Raw genomic sequence first — 21,478 nt, forward strand, 5'->3', positions numbered from 1 at the left:
GGTCTTGAAGTGTTCTGTCGTTTCGTGACTACTCAGCAGCTCTCGCCGCCGGCGGATACCAGGTGGCAAAGCCGAGGCCCGTGCCGGTCAAGGCATCGGTGCGATAACCCGGCGCATAGGACACCCAGGTCAGATCGAGATCGGGACACGCGCCAGCCAACACCAGCCAGTTGCGAATTTCCGAACTGCCGGCCTGCAGACGCTTGACGTCGAGGTTGCTCAGAAATTCGAGATCCTTACGCTTCATCGCGGCGATGACCGCGTCATCGAGATCTTCCTCGGCCTGGAAATGGCTGAGACCGCCCGAGGCCATGAAGCCGACGCGCAGATTGTCGGGGAAGCTGCGCACCAATTCGCCAATGCCTCGTCCCAGATCGACGCAGCGACGCGGCGTCGGCTGGTTCGGCGCGAAATAGGTGTTCAGGAAGATCGGCACGATCGGCATGTCGATGCCGTCGATATATTTCTTATGCATGAAGGAATAGGCGTGGCCTTCATATTGATGGTCGGCCATGCCACCGAGCGAGGCGATGTCAAAACCGCGATCGCACAGGCCTTTGATCAGATGCTCGGCCAGAGGCTTGTTGACCGGATAGAACACGCCGTCCTCGTCTTCGAGCCGCCGGTTCTGGGCAGATTTGTACCAGTGGAACGGATCGCTCTGCGGCAGATCTTTCTTGCGGCCGTTGCGAATACGATCGGCGTGATAGATGCCGATCGCCGGCTGCATGTTTTTCGAGAACAGCTCATTCTGATCGTCGCCACAGATGATCAAAACATCGAGATTGGCGGTGCGCACTTCCTTGCGCATATGCGCCATGGCGTCCTGCACCTGATTGAAGCGCTTGGCGATGGCTTCATCCGTCACCAGTTCCTTGGCGTTGGGCGGCGCCAAAGCCAGCAACTGTTCGTAGGTCACCATATTGCCCTTACGGTCAAAATAGGTGCCCTTCGGATCAAAGGTGCGGAAGCCTTTCTGCCAATCCTGCAAAGTGCAGGTGAGCATGACGCTGTGCGACGAGGCGAAAGCGGCGACCATCTCAGCCATCACGCGGCTCCTTCTCTTATTTCATTCTGGCCATCTGGTTTCCCGACACCCGCTGCGCGGATGTCGGGAATGATACGGAGACTACCAGCAGGTGATCAGGCGTCGGCCCAGACTTCGCGGGCGGTTTCGCTGACCAATTTCAACTTGGCGATTTCCTGATCGATGGTCATCGCCATGCCTTCGATGCCGCTGGCGAAACCGCATTGCGGCGACAAGGCGAGCTGTTCGATCGGCACGATCTTCGCCGCCTCTTCGATGCGACGCTTGATCGTGTCCTTGCTCTCGAGCTTGCCGTCCTTGGTGGTGACGAGACCGAGCACGGCAATCTTGCCCTTCGGCAAGAAGCGCAGCGGCTCGAAACCGCCGGCGCGATCGCTATCGTATTCCAAGAAATAGCCGTTGGCGTTGATCTCGCTGAGCAGCACTTCCGCCACCGGCTCGTAGCCACCTTCCGCCACCCAGGCGCCGCCGTAATTGCCGCGACACAGATGGATGCAGATGATCATGTCATCGGGCTTGCCGGACATGGTGTCGTTGAGCAGCTTGGCATAGGTCTTGAGAAGCTGATCGGGATCCTCGCCCAGGCTCTGCGCATGAGCGCGCAACGCCGGATCGCAAAGATAAGCCAGATTGGTCTCGTCGATCTGCAGATAGCGGCAACCGGCGGCGGCGAGATCGGCGATCTCCTCGCGATAAACGCGCGCGAGATCGGCGTAAAACTCCTCGATCGTCGGATAGGCAACCTTATCAATCGCATCACGGCCGCCACGGAAATGCAGCAGGGTCGGCGACGGGATGGTGATCTTAGCCGTTGAATTGGCGCCAATCTTGGTTTTCAGGAATTTGAAATCGTCGACGAAGATCGGCTTGACGCGCTTGAGCTTGCCAAAAATCTGCATGGTCGGCGGCTGCTGCAGGGCCACGCCATCGGCCTTGTGGAAGCGCACCGGCACTTTCGAGGGAATGAGCCTGACGTTCTCAAAGCCGAGCAGGAAGTCGCGCTGCCAACCGCCGCGATTGTATTCACCGTCAGTGACGGCGCGGAAGCCGAGATCTTCCTGCAACTTCACCACCGGCCCGATGGCCTCGCGCTGCAATTTGACCAGGTCCGCCTCGGGCAGTTTGCCGGCTTCGAAGTCTTTGCGCGCCTGGCGCACGTTGTCGGGACGGATCAGCGAGCCGACCTGATCGGCACGGAAGGGCGGCTTTGATTTGGCAGACATGCTTCCTCCTCGATTTGTTTCCTGACGCAGTCTTTTGCAGTTTTGGCGACAGAACGCTCAAGCTTCTACAACATCAGGGTTCCTGCAATCAAACTGGATTTGCAAACTGGATTTGCATCAGACGGGAACTGCCGTGGCGTCATATTCGAACAGCCAGTCGTAACGCAGGCGCACTTTCTCCGGTGCCCACTCACGCTCCATATATCCCACTGCCGCCGCCGCATCGGCGAGAATGGGATTGTGGAAGCGCTTGCCGGCCTCGGTCGAGCCGACGACGATTTTCGTGGCCCGTTCCACCCGCGCTGCCTGATAGGCCGAGAGCGCCGCACCGACGTCGCCGTATTGATCGAGGCAGCGGGCCAGCACCACGCCGTCCTCGATGGCCATGATCGCGCCCTGGGCCAGAAACGGCAGGGTCGGATGGCAGGCGTCGCCGAGCAAGGCGACATGCCCCTTGGTCCAGGTCTGGAGCGGCGCGCGACCGATCAGTGCCCATTTATAAGGCTGGTCGGTCTTGGCGATCATTTCATGGACATAATCGTTCCAGCCGGGGAAATCGGCGGCGCATTCCGCCTTGCTGCCCTTCTCGTTCCAGGATTCGCCGCGCCAATCATCGCGCTCGCCGAAGCCGACGAAATTCAACAGTTCGCCCGAACGCACCGGATAGGTGATGACATGGCCGCGTGGGCCAACCCAATTGGTGCCCACCGGGCGCTGCAATTCGGCCGACAGCGACTTCATCGGAATCAGCCCACGCCAGGCGATGATGCCCATGAACTCCGATTTGGGAGAATCAAACATCTGCTGACGCATCAACGAGTGGACGCCGTCAGCGGCGATCAAAACATCGCCCTCGGCCTTGCGGCCGCCCTCGATCTCAAGCGTCACACGGCCGGCCTTTTCGCTGAAGCCGAGGCAGCGGGCGCCGGTGTGAATGGCATCGGGTTTCAGCGCCAGCACCGCGTCACGCAACACGGAATTGAGATCACCGCGATGGACGAACCAGTAGGGTGCACCGAAGCGGCGCACGGAATCTTCGCCCAAATCGAACAACTTAAAGGTCTGGCCAGTATTCCAGATTCGCACTTCCTTGCCGGCGGCTTCCTTGGCGACGCGGCGCATCTGATCCTCGAGGCCAAGATGGACCAGCAGGCGCGAACCATTGGCGGCGATCTGGATACCGGCGCCGAATTCCAGCAGTTGCGGCGCCTGTTCATAAACATCGACGTCAAAACCGCGACGCAGCAGCGCCAGTGCCGCCGTCAGCCCACCGATGCCCGCGCCCGCGATCAGCACATGAGGTTTCGCCGCCAATGTTTCCTCCGTTTCTTATCTGTTCGTTACACTCTTGAATGTCACCGCCGTTCCTGCAACGAAAGAGCATAACAAATCAAGCGGAGGACCCCATGGCCCGGCAAACCCGGCGCGTCATCGTCGATCACGACAGCAACGGTAAGGCGATCGTCACCGCCGATGGCCCCACCCCCAATGTGAAATTGCGCCAAGCGACCGGCATCACCTCAACCCAGTTGTGGACCACCGACCAGGCCCAGCCGGATTTATCCTCCACAGAGGATATGTCGCTACGCGAGTTCGGCGTCGCGCCACCGCCCGGCGGCAACATCCTGCGCATCGTCGATTTTCCGCCGGTGTCGGAGATGGCAAACGTCGACAATGCCGCGATGCTGAAGGAAATGGGCCTGAACGCCGATTCCCATGGCGGGGCCGCCAGCCGCAGCGCTTTCATGCATCGCACCAAGAGCATCGATTACGCCATCGTGCTGGAAGGCGAGATCGACATGTTGATGGACGACAGCGAAGTGCATCTAAAGGCCGGCGACGTATTGATCCAGAAGGCGACCAACCATGCCTGGGTCAACAACAGCAAGGCCAATTGCCGGATCGCCTTCGTGCTGATCGACGCGCAGGCGCCGTCGGCGTGGAAGAAAACGCCCGGGCATTGAGAGGGTTGCGCCAAGGCCTCTGTGTCATACCGGACACGCGAAGCGTGATCCGGTATCCAGGGGCCAAAGGCGCGATACGTGCCGTCCTTTACATAGAGCGGCGTCTCAAACTCTACCGCTCGCCCCTGGTTCCCGGATCGCCTGCTGCGCAGGCGTTCGGGATGACACCACGGCTTGAGATCTTTTGAGATCAGCGGCAGTTCTCCAGCTTGGACTCCGGATTCACTTGCGGCAGCGGTCCCAACTGCTTGTTGGCATAATCGACATATTGCCGATCGAAGATTTTCTCCGCCGGCGCCGTCGACTTCACCAGACCGACCTTCTGATAATAGGCCTGCTGATCTAGCAGACCGGCGACATTGATGATGCCATCCATACGCCGGCCGGTCCACGGATTGCGTTCGATGCTTTCGGCGCTCTTGTCGAGGCCGTTGCGGAGCGCGATGTCGATCACTTCCTTGCGGTTCGGACCGCCATGATAGGCGATGCAGTAATCGCGGGCGGCGCGCATATAGGCAACGAAGAAGCGTTGCACCACATCCTTATTCTTGACCGCCCATTCAGTGTTCATGAAAGCAACCGCAATGGTCAGCGGCCGGGGCTCAACGAGCTTGTCGACACTGGCGATGGCATAAGCGATCTTTTGATCCTGATAGGCCGCCGCGAACGGCGGAATGACCAGAGCAGCATCCAGCGCGCCGCTGACCAGCGCCGGCCCCATCTGCGGGAAGCCGAGAATCTTGATGTCGATGTCATCGAGCGTCATGCCAACGCCCTCCAGCATCTTGCCGACTTCATAAGTCGTCACAGAACCCGGACCATTGCTGCCGACGACCTTGCCCTTGAGATCGCTCAGTTTGGTGATCTTGCCCTGGTTCTGTATGCCGACCAGCATTTGATGATGGATCGGCGTCGAGACACGATCGGCCACCATGATGACCGGCAGGTTCTGTTCCAGCGCATTGAAGAAGCCGGCCGAGGTACCGCCTTCGACAAATTGCAGATCACCCTTTGCCAGGATCGCCAGCACATTGGCCGACGAATTCATCAAGGAAATCTCGACATCGAGGCCGGCGTCGCGGAAGTAGCCTTTGTCCAGGGCGATATAAGTGCCGACCGCACCGAACGACTGAACGGTGCCGACATTCACCTTGGTCCTGGTTTGCGCCTGCGCCAAGGGCGCACCCAGTATCATGGCCCCCAGCATGAGAGCGCGAGCGACATGCGATTTCATGATCCCCTCCCGTTTGTCTCTTCCCTCCGGAGCCCACAGGCTTCGAACTACTTCAAACGGTCGCCTAGCGGCAGCCGCTGATCTTACTTTCGGCATTCACTGACGGCACGGGACCGAGAACCTTCATGGCATTGTCGGTATACTGTCGCGTCACCAGCTGCTGCTCGGCGAATTTCGCCTTGATGGAGCCCTGCTCGTAGAAAAAATCCTGCATGTCCAACAGGCTCGCCATATTGACTTCGCCGTTCATGTTACGGGCCGGCCATGGATATTTCTCGATGAAGGCGACATCCTTGAGGGGGCCGGTGCGCGTCACCCGGTCGACCATTTCCTTGCGGTTGTCGCCACCGTGCAGCGCGACGCAATAGTCGCGCACACTGCGCATATAGGCGATGAAGAAATCGCTGATCAGCTTCTGATTCTGCCGCGCCCAATCGGTGTTGATCATCGTCACCGCGATGGTGAGCGGGCGCACCTTCACGCGATCATCGGGATCGGCGAGCAGAAAGGCGGTTTGGTCCTCGACGAGCGAGGTGCCCCAGGGCTGGATGATCAATGTGGCGTCCAGCGCCTTGTTCTTGAAAGCAGCGCCCTGCAGGGGGAAACCCAGAATCTTGATATCGACATCCTTGATGCTGGCGCCATCGGATTCAAGCAGCCGCGCCAGCTCGTAGGTTGTCACCGAAGCCGTGCCATTGCTGGCGATCACCTTTCCCTTCAGATCGGCAATGCGCGTCACCTGGCCTTCCAGGTCCTTGCGCACAAGGAACTTGTGATTGAGCGGCGTCGAAATGCGGTCGCTGGCGATCGTGATCGGCATTTTCTGCTCAAGCGCATTGAAATAGGCGGCGGAAATGCCGCCCTCGATCATTTGCAGGCGGTTGGTTGCGAGCAGCGCCACCACATTGGCCGATGTGTCGAGATTCTCGATCTCGACATGGATGCCATATTGCTTGAACCAGCCCTTTTCGATGGCGGTGTAATTGTTGACCGTGGCGATCGAATTAACCGTGCCGATGCGGATCGTCTGTAACGGCTGCTCCTGGGCTTGAGCCGATGCCAGCGCCAAACCAACAGCCACCCCGGCCATTCCAGCCATCCGAATCATACTCTATCTCCTCCCGATCACGCCGATTGCTTCGGCTTGCCGCCAGTCTCGCAGCGTTCGGCGTGCGCCGCAATACGCTTGGCTTGGGATTGCCCGTCTGGGATTGCCTTGTCGCGGCACGAGCGATACCAAGCACGCGTATATATAAAGTGTGGAGAGGCAGGATGCGCCCATTTCGGTTCGGTTTGATCGGCTTTGCGATACTGTGCAGCGGCTTTGCCAGCGCCAGCGATTATCCGACGCAGCAGATCACCATGATCGTGCCGCTGGCGCCGGGTGGTCTTGCCGATCTCGTCGCCCGCGCGATCCAGACACCGTTGCAGAGCGCGCTGGGCAAGCCCGTCATCATTGAAAACCGGCCCGGTGGCGGCGGCGCGGTGGGCGCGGTGGCTGTCGCCCGCAGCAAGCCCGATGGGCACACGCTGTTGCTGGCGCTGTCGCCCACGATCGCCCTGCCGGAGATGGATCGGCTCGACGGCAAGAAACCTTCTTACGAATTGCCGGAACTGACGCCCATCGCACGCCTGACGGCTGAACCTTTCGTTATCCTCGTGCGTCCGGACGCGCCGTGGAAGAGTTTTGCCGAGGTGGTCGAGGACGCACGCAAGCGGCCAAACGCCATCTCGTTCGCCTCATCCGGCACGCGCGGCTCGATTCATTTCGCCGTGGCGCTCGCGGCCCATGCGGCCAATGTCGATTTTCTGCACGTGCCCTATCGTGGCGGTGGCCCGGCCGTGACCGCACTGCTGTCGAAAGACGTCGATTTCACCCTGGCGGCGCCGAGCGTCGCGGCGCAATTCGTCGACGGCGGTCAGCTGCGCGCCATCGCACGCAGCGGTGGCGAACCGCTGAAGCTGTATCCGAAACTGACCAGTTTCAAGGAACAGGGTATCGACGCCGAATATACCCTGTGGTCGGCCCTCTATGCGCCCGCCGCAACGCCGGCTGACGTACAGGAGAAGCTGAAGACGACCCTGCGCGCCATCTATGCCGACCCCGCCTTCCAGAAGGCGGCGGATGGCGCCGGCCTCGACCTGAAAATGCTGCAAGGCGCCGATCTCAAAGCTTTCCACGACCGTGAGGAGGTCGCGACCAACAAGCTCATCCACATCATCGGCAAGATTTAGTCAGTGCTGTCATCCCCAACGGCCGCGCAGATGTCTAAAAAGCTGGGCGCGTCGGAAATGACAACGGCGAGTTTCCCAATAACCCGTTAGAGCGGAGAATTCATGCGTATCGTCAATTTCATCGTCGATGGCGTGACGCGTTTCGGCGTGCTGCAGAACGATCATATCATCGACCCTCTGCGCGCGGCAGGCGATGAGCAGCGCGCCTGGTTCGCCGACACCACCAGCTTCATCCGTGCCGGCATGCCCGCGCGTCAAATGCTCGACAAGATCATCGCGCAAAGTGATCCGAAAGCGCATCTGAAGCTGCGCGATGTCAAACTGACGGCGCCAATGATGCCGAGCACGATCCTGTGCAGCGGCAGCAATTACCGCGCCCATAACGCCGAAAAAGCCAATACCGGGATCAGCGGCAAGGAACCGGAATTCTTCATCAAGACGAGCGACTGCGTCATCGGGCCCGACGACGCCATTCTATACGATGCGGCGCTGAGCAAGAAGATCGACTGCGAGACGGAGCTGGCGGTGGTGATCGGCAAGCCCGGCCGCCACATTCCGGTCGAGCGGGCGCTCGACCATGTGTTCGGCTATACGATCGTCAACGATGTGACGGCGCGCGACCGGCAGGTGCGCATGAAGGACGGCCTGGTCTGGTACGAGCTGGGGCGCAGCAAGGCATTCGAGACCAGCGCGCCGCTTGGTCCCTGCATTACCACCGCCGACGAGATCGGCGATCCGCAGAGCCTCATGCTGAAGACCCGCATCAACGGCGAGTTGCGCCAGTCCTCGACGACAGCTGAAATGATCTGGAGCTGCGCCGATCTCATCCATTTCTTCTCCGTCAACTTCACCCTGAAACCCGGCATGGTGATCATCACCGGCACGCCGGCCGGCACAGCCTGGTCGACCGACACGGAACTCGGTGGCAAATGGGCGCCGACGCCCGGCCTCGTGCCCGCAACCCGCTATTGCGAGCCGGGCGATATGATCGAAAGCGAGATCGAGAAGATCGGCATATTGCGGAACACCGTGGCCGCCAGCACTTAGGAAGCATCACGGCCGGCTGGGGAACTTGCCCACATTGGGGCGCCATTTCGGCGCCTCAGTGGGCTTGCAGGGTCCTTGCTGACCACAAAATCCTCGACAAAATTGCGTTTCTATCGAAGCGCAATTTGCTCTAGAAATCGCCCGTCGTTCCAAAAACAACAGTTCAGGAAACACCCATGAAGCGCAGCACTGACCGTATTCTGACATCCCATGTCGGCAGCCTCATCCGCCCCGACAGCGTCGTCACTTATCTGCGCGATAAGCAGGCCGGCAAGCCGGTGGACGAAGCCGCCCACCAGAAGAAGCTCGGCGAGGAAGTGAAAGACGTCGTCAAGCAGCAGAAGGATGCTGGCATCGACATCCCGAGCGACGGCGAATTCGGCAAGGGCATTTCCTGGTCGCAATATGTGCTGGAGCGTATGAGCGGTTTCGAGCGCCGTCCGTTCAAACCCGGCGCCAACGCCTGGCGCACCGGCGCCGACCGCACGCGCTTCACCGCCTTCTACGACGAAATGGATGCCAAGGAAGGCATGGCGACGACGATGGAATCGGTCTGCGTTGGCCCGCTGACATATACCGGCCAGGCCGCCGTGCAGAATGATATCGACCATATGAAGGCGGCGCTCGCGGCCAATGGTGTCGAGGAAGGATTTTTGCCGGTTGCATCGCCGACCTCGGTGATCCCCGATCGCACCAATGAGTATTACAAGAGCGACGACGACATTCTCGTCGCCATCGCCGAGGCGATGAACACCGAATATAAGATGATCACCGATGCCGGCCTCGTCGTGCAGCTCGACGATGCGCGCCTCGCCGTCACCTATGATCGCATGGTGCCGCCGGCCAGCATGGCCGACTATAAGAAATGGGTCGGCCGCCAGGTCGAGCTGATCAATCATTCGCTGCGTGGCATCCCGCAGGAGATGGTGCGCTATCACGTCTGCTGGGGCAGCTGGAACGGTCCGCACACCACCGACGTGCCGCTGACCGACATCATCGACGACTTCCTCAAGATCAAAGCCAATTGCTTTGTCATCGAAGGCGCCAATCCGCGCCATGAACATGAATGGAAGGTCTGGGGCAACGGTCGTTTCCCGAAGGACAAGATGCTCGCCACCGGCGTCATCAGCCATGCCACCAACGTGGTCGAACATCCCGATCTCGTCGCCGAGCGCATCGTGCGCATCGCCAAACTGATCGGCCGGGAGAATGTGATGGCCGGCACCGATTGCGGCTTCGCCCAAGGGCCGTTCTATCGCCGCGTCCACCCGTCGATCATGTGGGCGAAGTTCGAGGCCCTCTCCGAAGGCGCCCGCCGCGCCTCGAAGGAGCTGTGGGGGAAGTAGAAGCGTCCATTGTCAAACGCATAAGCCGCAACCTCGGTGTCATACCGGACACGCCAAAGGCGTGATCCGGTATCCAGGGCGAGCGGTAGAGCCATCAATCGCAGCAAAGCCACATCGTCTTCAACGTAGTAAGGCAAGCAATCTACCGCTCGCCCCTAGATCCCGGATCACCTGCTACGCAGGTGTCCGGGAAGACACGGAGACAGCGATAGCCCGGTTAACCGCGCGGGACTGTCAACGGCTCAAACTCCGGTGCAAGTTAACGCTTGCGCACGGCCTCGCCGCCCTGCCAATATTGGTCCATTAACACAAGGAACCATCCATGGCGGGAACGATCACGGCGGATCTCAGCGGCATCACCATTCTGATCACCGGGGCATCGTCGGGCCTCGGCGCCCATTTCGCCCAGATGGCGGTGAGCAAGGGGGCTCAGGTCATCGTCACGGCGCGGCGGCGCGACAGGCTCGACCAACTGGTCGAGAGCATCGCGGCCAAGGGCGGCAAGGCCCATGCGGTGACGATTGATGTCTCAAGCGCCGCCTCGATTCGCGATGGTGTCGCCGCCGCCGTCAAGGCCGCCGGGCCGATCCATGCCTTGATCAACAATTCGGGCGTCGCGCCGGGCCGGCCACTGCTCAACGAAAGCGCCGAGGATTGGGACGAGGTCATCGCCACCAATCTTTCCGGCGCCCGCCACATGGCGGTGGAAGTCGCCCGCCAGATGGTCGAGCAAAAGAGCGGCGGCACGATCATCAACATCGCCTCCATCCTCGGCCTGCGCCAGGGCGGCCATGTGACGGCCTATGCCACCTCCAAGGCCGGGCTGGTGCAGCTGACCAAGCAGATGGCGCTGGAGTGGGCGCGCTATGGCATCCGCGTCAACGCCATCGCGCCGGGCTATATCGAGACGCCGATGACAGCGGCGCATTTCGAGAGCGATGTCGGAAAGCAACAATTGCTGCGCATCCCGATGCGCCGGCTCGGCCAGGTGGAAGATCTCGACGGGCCGATTCTACTGCTGCTATCCCCCTCCTCATCCTTCATGACCGGCTCGGTCCTTGTCGCCGACGGCGGCCATCTCATTTCCAGCTTGTGAGTGAACCCATGGATTTCGCGCTGCCACCCGAGCTTGAAGACATCAGGGTTCGCACCCGCGCCTTCATCGCTGATCACGTCCTGCCGCTTGAAGCCGACCGGGCGAATTTTGACGACCACGAGAACATCCGGCTCGATCGGCTCGAAGAGGTGCGCACCAAGGCCCGTGCCGCGGGCCTATGGGCACCGCAGACACCGAAACAATTCGGCGGCATGGGCCTGCCGATGATCGGCTGGGCGGCGCTTTATGAAGAGGCCAACCGCTCGATCTTCGGGCCGGTGGCGCTCAACTGTGCCGCGCCCGACGACGGCAACATGAATCTCCTCGCCAAAGTCGGCACGCCTGCGCAACAAGCGCGCTGGTTGCAGCCGATCGTCGACGGCAAGGTGCGCTCGTCTTTCGTCATGACCGAGCCCGCCCCCGGCGGCGGTTCCGATCCGACGATGATCCGCACGCGCGCTGAACGGCGCGACGGCAAATGGGTGATCAACGGCCACAAATGGTTCATCACCGGCGCGGCGGAAGCGGCGCATTTCATTCTGATCGCGCGCACGTCCGACGATGCCCGCAAGGGACTCACCACCTTCCTCTTCCACAAGGACCAGCCAGGCTGGCGCATCCTGCGCCGCATCGCGATCATGGGGCCGGAGGAACATGGCGGCCATTGCGAGATTGCCTTCGAGGGCCTCGAAGTCACCGACGAGAACGTGCTGATGAATGTCGGCGACGGCTTGAAGGCAACGCAAATCCGCCTGGGGCCAGCGCGTTTAACCCATTGCATGCGCTGGCTCGGCCTGTCGAAGCGCTGCGTCGAGATCGCCAGCGCTTATGTCAACGAACGCCATGCCTTCGGCAAACGTCTGGCCGATTATGAAAGCGTGCAGATGAAGATCGGCGAATTGGCCCATGCCATCGACATCGGCCGTCTCCTAGTGATGCGCGCCGCCTGGAAACTCGACCAGGGCGATTTTGCCCGCACCGAAGTGTCGAGCGCCAAGCTGCATGTGGCCGACACGCTGCATCTGGCCGCTGACACGGCGATCCAGCTCAATGGCGCGCGCGGTTATTCCAAGGATACGGTGCTGGAATGGATCTACCGCTACGCGCGGCAGGCGCGGTTGGTGGACGGCGCCAGCGAAGTCCACAAGATGGTGCTAGCGCGCCATGCCGCCAACGCCGGCTTGGATACCTGGCGCTGGGGTTAGTACAGGGCCGCAGGAGGCTGATAGCCGGCTGCGCCAATGTCGGCGTTGGCACGCGCGGCTGCATTTTATCTCACCTTCCCACGACCCAAACGGGATGTTACGGGGGGCCTCGCCTATAAAACTGCGCCGATTCAACAGGCGCGCCGGAGGAAACATTCATGCCCTATCTCGATACGCCCGAAGGCTTGCCCGACGATAAAGTGGCTTGGGGCTCGGACGTCGCGGCGCAGATGCTGCGCCTGTGCGGTTTCAAATATGCGGCTCTCAACCCCGGCGCGAGCTATCGCGGCCTGCACGATTCCCTCGTCAATCACCTGGGCAATCGCGATCCCGGCATGCTGCTGTGCCTGCATGAAGACCATGTGGTCGGCATTGCCCATGGCTATGCCAAGGCGACCGATACGCCGATGGCCGCCATCGTCCATTCCAATGTCGGCCTGATGCATGCGCATATGGGCATTTTCAATGCCTATTGCGATCGCGTGCCGATGATGATCGTCGGCGCCACCGGCCCGGTCGATTCACATCAGCGCCGGCCGTGGATCGACTGGATCCACACCTCGACCGATCAGGCGGCGATGGTGCGCGACATCATCAAGTTCGACAATATGCCGACCTCGGCGGAAGCCATTGTCGATGCCTTTGCCAAAGCCAATATCACCACCCGGACCGAACCCACCGGGCCGGTCTATGTCATCCTTGACGCTGGCCTGCAGGAGCAATCGCTGGAGAAGGTGCCGGCTCTGCCGGACATGAGCCGCTTCCGGCCGCCGGCGCCGCCGCGTGCGCAAAAGGCCGACATCGACGAAGCCGTGGAGATGATCAAGGCGGCGAAGCGGCCGCTACTGCTCTTCGGGCGTGGCTCGCGCTCGCAGACTCAATGGGATGCGCGTGTGCAGCTTGCCGAAACCATGGGCGCCTGCGTGATGAGCGATCTCAAGAACGGCGCCATGTTCCCGACCGATCATCCGGCGCACGTGATCGCGCCGTTCAATCAGCCCGGCAAGGAGCTGCTCGACCTGATCGCCGAAGCCGATCTCGTCATCGCTTTCGAATGGGTCGATCTCAACGGCAGCGTCAGCCCGCCGAAGGGCTCGTCCTTCTCCGGCAAGGTGATCAACGTCAGCCTGCATCATCATCTGCACAACGGCGCGCATATGGTCTATCAGGGCACGGCGCCAACCGATCTCTTCATTTCGGCCTCGCCCGCCAGCGTCGTAGAGGATCTCAACGCGGCGCTCGGCAAAGGCAAGAAGGAGCCGTGGCGCGCCGCGATCCGCAAGCCGTATCAGCCAGGCGACGGCTCGCGTATCCGCATGCAGGATGTCGCGAAAGTGCTGCGCGAAACGGTGGCCGATCCCGACAAGATTTCGCTCGCCGCTCTGGCGCGGCAATGGCCTTGCGACCAATGGCCGTGGCGCGATCCGGGCGCGTATATGGGCAAGGACGGCGGCGGCGGTATCGGCTCCGGCCCGTCGATCTCGATCGGCGTGGCGCTGGCCAATGCCGACATGGGCCGCCCGACGGTGGCGGTGCTCGGCGACGGCGATTTCGTCATGGGCAACCATGCGCTGTGGACCGCGGTGCGCCACAAGATCCCGCTGCTGGTGCTGATCAACAACAATCAGTCCTATTTCAACGACGAATTGCACCAGGAAGGTGTCGCCAAGCGGCGCAACCGTCCGGTCGGCAACCGTTGGATCGGCCTGGCCATGGACAAGCCCTATGTCGACATCGCCAAACTGGCTGAGGCGCAGGGCGCGACGGGCATCGGCCCGATCAAAACCCTCGCCGATCTGCCGGACGCGATCCGTAAGGGCGTCGATGTGATGATGAATGGTGGCGTCTGCGTCATCGACATCCACGTGCCGCCTGGCACGGAGCGCAACACCAACTCGACCGGTGAGCGCAATACATAATGGTATCGGCGGGCCGACAACGGTCCGCCTGATCTTTAAAGCCCGGCTCTCCTCGGAGCCGGGCTTTTATTTTCAGGCCTTTGTTTTCAAGCTGCTGCTTTCAACCGCGTCTCGACCAGATCGCGCAGGGCGCGCAGATCCTTGGCGAAGAGGCGAATACCTTCCGAGAGTTTCTCGGTCGCCATAGCATCCTCGTTGAGCTGGAAGCGAAAGGCCTTTTCATCGAGCTTGAAGCGTGCCGGCGCATTCTTCACGGACGCCGGATCGAGACGGCGCGGCAGCGGCCCGTCGCTCTTGCGCAATTCATCGAGCAGTTGCGGCGAGATGGTCAGGCGATCACAACCAGCCAGCGCTTCGATTTCGCCGATGTTGCGAAACGACGCACCCATCACCACCGTCTTCACCCCATGCGCTTTGTAATAGGCATAGATGTTGCGCACCGAGAGCACGCCGGGATCGGTCTCAGCAGTAAAAGTCTGGCCCGTCGCCTTCACGTGCCAGTCGAGAATGCGGCCGACGAAGGGTGAGACCAGAAAGGCGCCGGCGTCGGCGCAGGCCGCCGCCTGGGTCAACGAGAACAGCAAGGTCATGTTGCAGTCGATGCCATCGCGCTGCAGGATCTCGCAGGCCCGTATCCCTTCCCAGGTGGAGGCGAGCTTGATCAGAACGCGGTCCTTGCCGACGCCGCGCGCGGCATAATCGGCGATCAGCTTCCGCGCCTTCGCCACCATGGCGTCGACATCGAACGACAGATCGGCATCGACTTCCGTCGAGACGCGGCCAGGAACGATCTTCGAGAGTTCCGTACCGAAACTGACCGCAAGACGATCGGTGACGTCGCTGGTCCTACGGCCCGCACCTGCACCCCAGGTGATCGCCTCGTCAACGATATGGGCATAGGCCGGCATCTGCGCCGCCTTGAGAATCAGAGTCGGATTGGTCGTGCAATCGGTCGGCTGGAACGCGCGGATAGACTCCATGTCGCCGGTGTCGGCGACAATGGTGGTCATCGTTTTGAGCTGTTCGAGTTTTGACATCACATCTGTCCTATCTGCGACCTGTCTTATTCAGCGGGAGGTTGCGTGGTCAGCACGAAATCGACCATCGCCGTGATCAAGGGATATCCCTTATCAATGCCAAATTCGAGGCGGTTGATCCGGCCCCGGGCGGTAAATCGCGCCTGCCCCGGCGGCTCATCGGGCGTGATGGTGGCGACCACCGACAGCGGTCGGGTGACACCGCGCAGGGTCAGATCGCCATCAAAGCGGACACGGCGCGCGTCGAGGCGCGTCATGACGCGAGATATGAACGTCATCTCAGGATATTGCGCCACATTGAGAATGGCCGGACCACTGAGAAATGCGTTGTAGCGCGGACCACCAGCGTCGAAAGCGCGGGTATTGACCGCGATCGCCAGCCGACTGCGCTCAGGCCGGTCGAGATCGACATGAATCTGGCCCTTCACCTCACGGAACCAGCCACCCTTCACCGGCAGAATGAAGGACTCCACCGTCGCGCGCACCGACATGTCGCCAGGAGGAATGACGATCGGCTTGCTGACAGGGGTGCGCGGCGTGGCGGCACGCGCCGGCCCCTGCGCCATCGCGGCGGCGGAAGGCCAGATCATGATCGCTGTCGCCAGCAGAAACAGTTTCATCCTCAGTGCCCGAGGCCGGAAGAACAAAAGCATCGCATGGCATCCACGGTCGAGAAAGTGGCAATTCCATGGACGCATTAACCGTCACCGCCGTTGCGCGATCGGCCCGGCGGACGAAGTCCGCATATTCATTACCCATTCATGACAGAAGGTTCACCTTGGCCGTGTGTTCACCAAGGAGGTCGCGATGTCGCTGATCAAATCACTGGGCGTTGCTCTTGCCGTTGTCGTGGGCGGCGTTGCGCTTGCCGGCTGCACGCCAGACGGGCCACGCTACGGCTATGGATATGGCCACGGCCCCGTCTATGCCGGCTCGAGCTATGGCTATGCCCGGCCTTATTACAGCCGGCCTTACTATGGCGGCGGCTATTACGGTGGTGGTGGCTACTACGGCGGCTATCGCGGTTATTGATCGACCGGCTTCGGTCCTTAAATGACATTACGGCGCCCTGCGGCGCCGTAATTTTTTGCGTTCCGATACACGAACCGGCGGCTGGCAAACGCCACACTAAAAGCTGCGTACGATACGCATACGAGCACCCCAGTTGTTGGGGCTGACGGCGGCGAGCGTGCCAAGACCAACCGGAGCCGACAAGGGCAGGCTTTGGTTCAAGCGCGCATAGGTGACTTCGGAGATGATGTTGAAGTTCTGCACGGGCGACCAGACGAGCTGCGCCCACCCTTGCCAGATCGAAGCCTTCGACACACCACCCTCTTGCCAGGCGGTGGCCTGACCGACGCGGCCCGGGGTGAGATGGGAGTAAGCCGCATAGAGATGCGTGCGCAAGGTCGGCGTCCAATAATGCGTGAACACGGCCATCGCGTGGAAGACCTTGAGCTGTTCGCCGCTGCCAACACTACAAGCCGCGTTCATGCAGTAGATGGTGAAATTGCGATCGGCACGCAAGAAGCCGCCCATGAAAGCGGCCACATCGAACCAGTCACCATTAGCGCCGCTGGACCACACGTATTCCTGGGCACCGACGCTATAGCCCGCCGCGATTTCAAATTTATCGCCCGCAGCGAGCATCGGCAGGTTGATCCGCAGACCGCCGGTCACCGCCCAGCCGGTCGCGCTGATCTGCGCGCCGTTATTGCCGACAACCGCGAGCGGCAAATTGCCGAACGTCGCCGAGTTGCGCACGACGACGCCGGCGACCTTGGCGGCGCCCCACGATTGATCGACCTGGAACGTGCCAACCAGCGCCGGCAGACGTGTCGCGTTCGGCCCTGCTGTCGCCGCCGTGGCCGTGAACGGATTGGCTCCCAACGTGCCGGTCGTCATGGAGATCGGCCGGGTCCGGTCCTCGATACCAAACGTGGCCGAGAAGCCGCTGCCGAAGGTGAGGGTGTAGGTGAGCTGCGGCACAAAGGGCGGATGACCGTCACCAGCCGATGAAGACAGCAGCGGCGTGTCTCTCAAAAAGAGAGAGTTCATGAGCGCCATGCCGGCGGTAAAGCCAGCAAAACGAATATAGGCGAATTCAATGCCGGTGCCAGGACCATTGCCGGAGGCAAAAAAGCCGTTCGGGTAACCCGGCGGTGCATTCATGATGCCCGAAAGACCGGAGACGCGAATACTCATCGCGGTCTGCAGGGTGCCCCAGGCGGTTTGCGTGCGCGCGTCCATGGTGACGCTGGCGCGCAGGTTGTCACCGATCGTATCCACGGCGTTGGCGGAGACAAAGGTGCCGGCGGCGACGCCATTACCCACCGTGGAGCGATGAGCGACAGCATTTTTTGCCGGCACGTATGACATGTCATAACGGACGCGGCCGCCGACCTTCAGGCAGGTATCAGTGCCCGGAATCCAATAGTAGCCCGTGCCGTAAGCGTCACAGACACGGACGTATTCGACCGGTGCTGACTTGCGAGTTGGTAGGTCCGCCGCCTGGCTCGTGACGGATGTCAATAGTGTAGCGCCGCTCGCAGCGAGCGCTAAGCCTCCCAGAATTCTCATTCATCCCCCCAAAGGATAACGTACGATTGTTTGACGCGGCCAGGCGACAACCAAAATGAATGAGAACACAGTGCCTAATTTCTAACCATTGCTGAAATGCGAATGGCGGCCACGCGCTCCACTTTCGATACATGGAGCGGCGAAAACAACGTGCCGACGTGTTTAAACGCAACGCTTCTGCTGCGATCGGCATTCAAGCCACTTGGCTGTTATTGTTGGCAGTTAGTCGCAATGTGAGAGAGCTTGAATGAGTGCCGCGCGCTTCGTTCTCGCAGATCATTCTCAATCATTTTAATGTTGAAAGACTCGCGCATTGTGAGTTGAAGCGAGAGCGATCACTTTGCCGAAAGCGCAAACTGCAACATGCGAAGTGCAAGGAAGCCTGACGATTACTAGTAGTTTTACTAGTAGATTAATACTGGTCATCGCTTCGCACGTGCATCGATCGATTCGATCATCCATGCTCGTTGCGCGTGTTAGAGCTTCCCGTCGAGATCGACTGCACGGGCTGGCTCGTCGCCAATTGCTCCGTGCAGCCGGCACGCAATGAATGCCTTCGAACTTGGAATGCTTCTTCGAACTTGCCTTCCTCACTCCGCCGCGATGGCTGGTGGCTGCGCCACGCGCGCATCATCGGCAAGCATGATCGGGCGAACAACGGCGCGTGGATCTTCCTGCTCGCGCTTGATCAACTCGTTCAGCAGGCGGCGCCCCTGTACCGGCGCGATATCGACCTTGACCGCCGTCTGCGGAATCGACGGCATGCCCTCGGCTTGCAAACAGCGATCCTGGAGTTCGACAATCCGCTGGTCTTCATCGAACGTGTGAACGATCGCCTTCTTCAGGCCCTCGCCAAGCGGCGCATCCTCAAGACGGAAGTTGCGGCAGACAGCCCAGAAATAATGGGTCGAATGTTCAGTCTCCGGCGTCAACAGATGGAGCACACGGAAGATGGCTGCCTTCTCGCGATCAGTGCCAACCGGATAGGCGCCCACGTCGGTCATGTTAATGCCAGGCGGCATGAAGACCGCGATCTGCCAGCGATCGATCTTGCCGGTGTGATTGAGCATCAGCGAGAAGAACGGCGGCGGATCGATATTCGGCATTTCGCGATGGGCGCGCACCACGAGGCCGCTATCAATGCTCGTCACCACCGGCGCATCGGCAACGGCCGAATTGCCAATGGTCTCGCGATGCACATAGGTCTCATGGGACAGGTCGAGCAGATTGTCGGTCAGCAGCCGATAGTCGGCCTTCATGTGGTGATAGCCGGTGGTCGGTGTCCAGCCGGCTGCATCGAGCCAATGCAGATCGGGAATGAGATCTTCATCAGCGAGTTCAGGCGCGCCAAGCCACAGCCACACCAGCGCATGGCGCTCGGCGACGGGAAACAATTTGACCTGTGCTGTCTTCGGCAAGGTGTCCTGACCCGGAACGTGCGTGCAGCCACCTTGGGCGTTGAAGCGCAGGCCGTGATAGCCGCATTGCACCTGATCCTGCACGATCTCGCCCAGCGACAATGGCACCAGGCGATGCGGGCAGCGATCTTCCATGGCGACAAGCTTGTTCTGCGACGTGCGCCACAGGATCACCGCCTGATTGAGGAGTTTGCGCGCCAGCAGTTTCTGGCCAACTTCCTGCGCGAAGCCGGCAATGTACCAGCAGTTCTTGATCCACATGGTTCCAACCCTCCCACACATTCGACGCGAACCAACCGCCTGCTATGGTTGGTGCCCTCATCGATGGCGCATGCCCTCCCAGGCCCTACGTCCTTGCACCGCCGCAGCGTCCGGAATAAGATTTCACACGGAATTACTTTTCGCAAGAGAAGTGGCCTAAAAATAATAAGAGCCGCTCCAATGAATCCAATTAATACCACTATTACTGATAGATAGATCCATGGGAAGCAATCGAAACGACACCGAAGAGCTAGACAATAATATTCCGCATGGAGCGACTTCGGAGGTCGCCGCCTTCGATTTTAGTGAATTCGTGCCCTATCTGATGAACAAGGCGACGCTTGCCATCCTGCCGCTCTTCACCCCAACGCTGAAATCCCACGACGTGACGTTGGCCGGGTGGCGTATCCTGGCGACTTTGCACAAGTCGCACGCGCTGCGGGTGCGCGAACTCCTCCATCTCACCGCGCTCGAGCCGCCAACCTTGTCGCGGACCCTGGCCGATCTTGAGCAGCGTAAACTCATCGTGCGCATGCCGAGCGAAGAAGATGCGCGCGGCATTCTCGTCGAGGCGACGCCGGAAGGCATTGCTCTGGCCGAGGCCTCGATCCCCGATGCCATCGCGCTTCAGAAAACGGCGCTGCGCGATTTCAGCGCCGATGAGACAGATTTCCTGATTCGACTGCTCAAACGCATTCGGCAGAACGTAGCGCCAGACGCAGAGCGGCGTTGAACGCCAGATGGGTCCACCAAAGTGCAAAACACTGTAGTGTGGCTTCATCATCGGCCTTGCACGAGACGCTGACATGTTCGAACACCTCGCCATCCCCATCATCCAGGCGCCCATGCTGGGCGCGACCACGCAGACGATCGCCATCGCCGTATCGAAGACCGGCGCAATGGGTTCCTTCGCCGCTGCCGGCTCGACGGCGGAGCAGATCATCGAGGGGGTCAAGGCCATGCGCGCGGAGACCGACCGTCCCTTCGCCGTCAATCTCTTCGTGCTTGATCCGGTCGATCCGCCACCGGCCATGGTGGCCGACGCCATGGCGCGGTTGGCGCCCTGGCGCGAACGTTATGGCCTGCCGGCGCAATCGATTCCCAATTCATGGGCGCAGGCTTTCGCGCCGCAATTCGCCGCGCTTGTCGAAGCCGCGCCACCGGCGGCGTCCTTCACCTTCGGCTGCCTGACGCGCGAACAGGCGCGTGCGCTGAAAGCGCGCGGCACTTATGTCATCGGCACCGCCACGACGGTGGCGGAAGCCAAGCATTGGGCCGAGATCGGCGCCGACGCAATTTGCGCGCAAGGCATCGAAGCCGGCGGTCATCGCGGCACATTTCTCAAGACCATGCCCGAATCCTCAATCGGCACGATGGCTTTGGTGCCGACCATTCGCCAGGCGGTGAACCTGCCTGTTGTCGCTGCCGGTGGCATTATGGATGGCGCCGGTGTCGCCGCGGCCTTGGCGCTTGGCGCCGTCGCAGTGCAGCTGGGCAGCGCCTTTTTGCTCTCCGACGAAGTGACGGTGTCGGCGCCCTGGCGCAAAGCGATCGAGACCGCGCCTGACGATCCGACGCGACTGACACGGGCCATCTCGGGGCGCTATGCGCGTGGCATCGACAATGAATTCATGGCGGCGATGCGCCCGATCGAGGATGAGATTCCGCCTTATCCGATTCAGAACGCCCTGACGCAGGAGTTGCGCGCCGCGGCTACAAAGGCGGGATCGACGGACGTACTCTCGCTCTGGGCCGGACAGGCGATCAAACTGGCGCGGCCAGGTCCGGCGGCGCGCATCGTTGAGGATTTATGGGCGGATGCGCGGGCGGTGATGCGGCGTTCGGCGGAGAAATATGCGGGCTGA

19 protein-coding genes are annotated in these 21,478 nt (G+C 60.9%); 10 read left to right on the top strand and 9 right to left on the bottom strand.

Annotated elements, in window-relative coordinates:
- Positions 1-28 precede the first annotated feature (28 nt).
- From BLW50_RS19590 to BLW50_RS19600, 3 genes are all read right to left on the bottom strand, one after another.
- Positions 29-1,048, bottom strand: a complete 1,020-nt coding sequence (locus BLW50_RS19590; RefSeq protein WP_090705643.1) for a DODA-type extradiol aromatic ring-opening family dioxygenase — start codon at positions 1,046-1,048, stop codon at positions 29-31.
- A gap of 95 nt (positions 1,049-1,143) precedes the next feature.
- Positions 1,144-2,271 (bottom strand): 5-methyltetrahydropteroyltriglutamate--homocysteine S-methyltransferase, encoded by a 1,128-nt coding sequence (locus tag BLW50_RS19595; protein WP_090705645.1) that lies wholly within the window; start codon positions 2,269-2,271, stop codon positions 1,144-1,146.
- Between the two features lie 117 nt (positions 2,272-2,388).
- Positions 2,389-3,585, bottom strand: coding sequence for an FAD-dependent monooxygenase (locus tag BLW50_RS19600; protein WP_090705648.1), 1,197 nt, complete (start codon positions 3,583-3,585; stop codon positions 2,389-2,391).
- A gap of 92 nt (positions 3,586-3,677) precedes the next feature.
- Between BLW50_RS19600 and BLW50_RS19605 the strand changes: the two genes are divergently transcribed.
- Complete coding sequence (locus tag BLW50_RS19605; RefSeq protein WP_090705651.1) at positions 3,678-4,235, top strand: cupin domain-containing protein; 558 nt, start codon at positions 3,678-3,680, stop codon at positions 4,233-4,235.
- Between the two features lie 190 nt (positions 4,236-4,425).
- On the opposite strand, the gene BLW50_RS19610 is transcribed toward BLW50_RS19605, so the two are convergent.
- Both BLW50_RS19610 and BLW50_RS19615 read right to left on the bottom strand, forming a co-directional pair.
- Positions 4,426-5,469 (bottom strand): ABC transporter substrate-binding protein, encoded by a 1,044-nt coding sequence (locus tag BLW50_RS19610; RefSeq protein ID WP_170850256.1) that lies wholly within the window; start codon positions 5,467-5,469, stop codon positions 4,426-4,428.
- 64 nt (positions 5,470-5,533) lie between these two features.
- Positions 5,534-6,577, bottom strand: coding sequence for an ABC transporter substrate-binding protein (locus BLW50_RS19615; RefSeq protein ID WP_090705655.1), 1,044 nt, complete (start codon positions 6,575-6,577; stop codon positions 5,534-5,536).
- A 164-nt stretch (positions 6,578-6,741) separates the two neighbouring features.
- Here BLW50_RS19615 and BLW50_RS19620 point away from each other — a divergent pair, with 164 nt between their 5' ends.
- From BLW50_RS19620 to BLW50_RS19645, 6 genes are all read left to right on the top strand, one after another.
- The gene (locus BLW50_RS19620; RefSeq protein ID WP_170850257.1) at positions 6,742-7,704 is read left to right on the top strand and encodes a tripartite tricarboxylate transporter substrate binding protein; all 963 of its coding nucleotides are present in this window, start codon (positions 6,742-6,744) and stop codon (positions 7,702-7,704) included.
- Between the two features lie 102 nt (positions 7,705-7,806).
- Positions 7,807-8,751 (top strand): fumarylacetoacetate hydrolase family protein, encoded by a 945-nt coding sequence (locus tag BLW50_RS19625; RefSeq protein ID WP_090705658.1) that lies wholly within the window; start codon positions 7,807-7,809, stop codon positions 8,749-8,751.
- Positions 8,752-8,927: 176 nt separating this feature from the next.
- Positions 8,928-10,097: a cobalamin-independent methionine synthase II family protein gene (locus BLW50_RS19630; RefSeq protein ID WP_090705660.1), complete on the top strand. Its 1,170-nt coding sequence runs from the start codon at positions 8,928-8,930 to the stop codon at positions 10,095-10,097.
- Positions 10,098-10,419: 322 nt separating this feature from the next.
- On the top strand, positions 10,420-11,193 hold the full coding sequence (locus BLW50_RS19635) for an SDR family NAD(P)-dependent oxidoreductase (protein WP_090705662.1): 774 nt from the start codon (positions 10,420-10,422) through the stop codon (positions 11,191-11,193).
- A gap of 8 nt (positions 11,194-11,201) precedes the next feature.
- Complete coding sequence (locus tag BLW50_RS19640; protein ID WP_090705664.1) at positions 11,202-12,398, top strand: acyl-CoA dehydrogenase family protein; 1,197 nt, start codon at positions 11,202-11,204, stop codon at positions 12,396-12,398.
- Between the two features lie 158 nt (positions 12,399-12,556).
- A complete protein-coding gene (locus tag BLW50_RS19645; protein ID WP_090705667.1) occupies positions 12,557-14,317 on the top strand; it encodes a thiamine pyrophosphate-binding protein in 1,761 nt (586 codons plus the stop codon).
- 86 nt (positions 14,318-14,403) lie between these two features.
- On the opposite strand, the gene tal is transcribed toward BLW50_RS19645, so the two are convergent.
- The gene (gene tal, locus BLW50_RS19650; protein WP_090705669.1) at positions 14,404-15,357 is read right to left on the bottom strand and encodes a transaldolase; all 954 of its coding nucleotides are present in this window, start codon (positions 15,355-15,357) and stop codon (positions 14,404-14,406) included.
- 23 nt (positions 15,358-15,380) lie between these two features.
- Positions 15,381-15,974: a YceI family protein gene (locus tag BLW50_RS19655; RefSeq protein ID WP_170850258.1), complete on the bottom strand. Its 594-nt coding sequence runs from the start codon at positions 15,972-15,974 to the stop codon at positions 15,381-15,383.
- 187 nt (positions 15,975-16,161) lie between these two features.
- Between BLW50_RS19655 and BLW50_RS19660 the strand changes: the two genes are divergently transcribed.
- A complete protein-coding gene (locus tag BLW50_RS19660; protein WP_139267683.1) occupies positions 16,162-16,386 on the top strand; it encodes a hypothetical protein in 225 nt (74 codons plus the stop codon).
- A 96-nt stretch (positions 16,387-16,482) separates the two neighbouring features.
- Here the strand turns inward: BLW50_RS19660 and BLW50_RS19665 are convergent, their stop codons facing one another.
- Both BLW50_RS19665 and BLW50_RS19670 read right to left on the bottom strand, forming a co-directional pair.
- Entirely contained in the window at positions 16,483-17,934 is a 1,452-nt protein-coding gene (locus BLW50_RS19665) for a porin (RefSeq protein ID WP_090705676.1), read from the bottom strand.
- Positions 17,935-18,524: 590 nt separating this feature from the next.
- Entirely contained in the window at positions 18,525-19,613 is a 1,089-nt protein-coding gene (locus BLW50_RS19670) for an aromatic ring-hydroxylating dioxygenase subunit alpha (protein WP_090705679.1), read from the bottom strand.
- 220 nt (positions 19,614-19,833) lie between these two features.
- Here BLW50_RS19670 and BLW50_RS19675 point away from each other — a divergent pair, with 220 nt between their 5' ends.
- The gene (locus tag BLW50_RS19675; protein WP_090705682.1) at positions 19,834-20,346 is read left to right on the top strand and encodes a MarR family winged helix-turn-helix transcriptional regulator; all 513 of its coding nucleotides are present in this window, start codon (positions 19,834-19,836) and stop codon (positions 20,344-20,346) included.
- Positions 20,347-20,419: 73 nt separating this feature from the next.
- Positions 20,420-21,478, top strand: a complete 1,059-nt coding sequence (locus BLW50_RS19680) for an NAD(P)H-dependent flavin oxidoreductase (RefSeq protein ID WP_090705685.1) — start codon at positions 20,420-20,422, stop codon at positions 21,476-21,478.

The organism is Beijerinckia sp. 28-YEA-48 (assembly GCF_900104955.1).
In the GTDB taxonomy this organism is placed as follows: Bacteria; Pseudomonadota; Alphaproteobacteria; order Rhizobiales; family Beijerinckiaceae; genus Terripilifer.

Coding starts and splice junctions, on each gene's coding strand:
- BLW50_RS19590 (WP_090705643.1), bottom strand. CDS start 1,048: ATGGCTGAGATGGTCGCCGCTTTCGCCTCGTCGCACAGCGTCATGCTC.
- BLW50_RS19595 (WP_090705645.1), bottom strand. CDS start 2,271: ATGTCTGCCAAATCAAAGCCGCCCTTCCGTGCCGATCAGGTCGGCTCG.
- BLW50_RS19605 (WP_090705651.1), top strand. CDS start 3,678: ATGGCCCGGCAAACCCGGCGCGTCATCGTCGATCACGACAGCAACGGT.
- BLW50_RS19610 (WP_170850256.1), bottom strand. CDS start 5,469: ATGAAATCGCATGTCGCTCGCGCTCTCATGCTGGGGGCCATGATACTG.
- BLW50_RS19615 (WP_090705655.1), bottom strand. CDS start 6,577: ATGATTCGGATGGCTGGAATGGCCGGGGTGGCTGTTGGTTTGGCGCTG.
- BLW50_RS19620 (WP_170850257.1), top strand. CDS start 6,742: ATGCGCCCATTTCGGTTCGGTTTGATCGGCTTTGCGATACTGTGCAGC.
- BLW50_RS19625 (WP_090705658.1), top strand. CDS start 7,807: ATGCGTATCGTCAATTTCATCGTCGATGGCGTGACGCGTTTCGGCGTG.
- BLW50_RS19630 (WP_090705660.1), top strand. CDS start 8,928: ATGAAGCGCAGCACTGACCGTATTCTGACATCCCATGTCGGCAGCCTC.
- BLW50_RS19635 (WP_090705662.1), top strand. CDS start 10,420: ATGGCGGGAACGATCACGGCGGATCTCAGCGGCATCACCATTCTGATC.
- BLW50_RS19640 (WP_090705664.1), top strand. CDS start 11,202: ATGGATTTCGCGCTGCCACCCGAGCTTGAAGACATCAGGGTTCGCACC.
- BLW50_RS19645 (WP_090705667.1), top strand. CDS start 12,557: ATGCCCTATCTCGATACGCCCGAAGGCTTGCCCGACGATAAAGTGGCT.
- BLW50_RS19655 (WP_170850258.1), bottom strand. CDS start 15,974: ATGAAACTGTTTCTGCTGGCGACAGCGATCATGATCTGGCCTTCCGCC.
- BLW50_RS19660 (WP_139267683.1), top strand. CDS start 16,162: ATGTCGCTGATCAAATCACTGGGCGTTGCTCTTGCCGTTGTCGTGGGC.
- BLW50_RS19665 (WP_090705676.1), bottom strand. CDS start 17,934: ATGAGAATTCTGGGAGGCTTAGCGCTCGCTGCGAGCGGCGCTACACTA.
- BLW50_RS19670 (WP_090705679.1), bottom strand. CDS start 19,613: ATGTGGATCAAGAACTGCTGGTACATTGCCGGCTTCGCGCAGGAAGTT.
- BLW50_RS19675 (WP_090705682.1), top strand. CDS start 19,834: ATGGGAAGCAATCGAAACGACACCGAAGAGCTAGACAATAATATTCCG.
- BLW50_RS19680 (WP_090705685.1), top strand. CDS start 20,420: ATGTTCGAACACCTCGCCATCCCCATCATCCAGGCGCCCATGCTGGGC.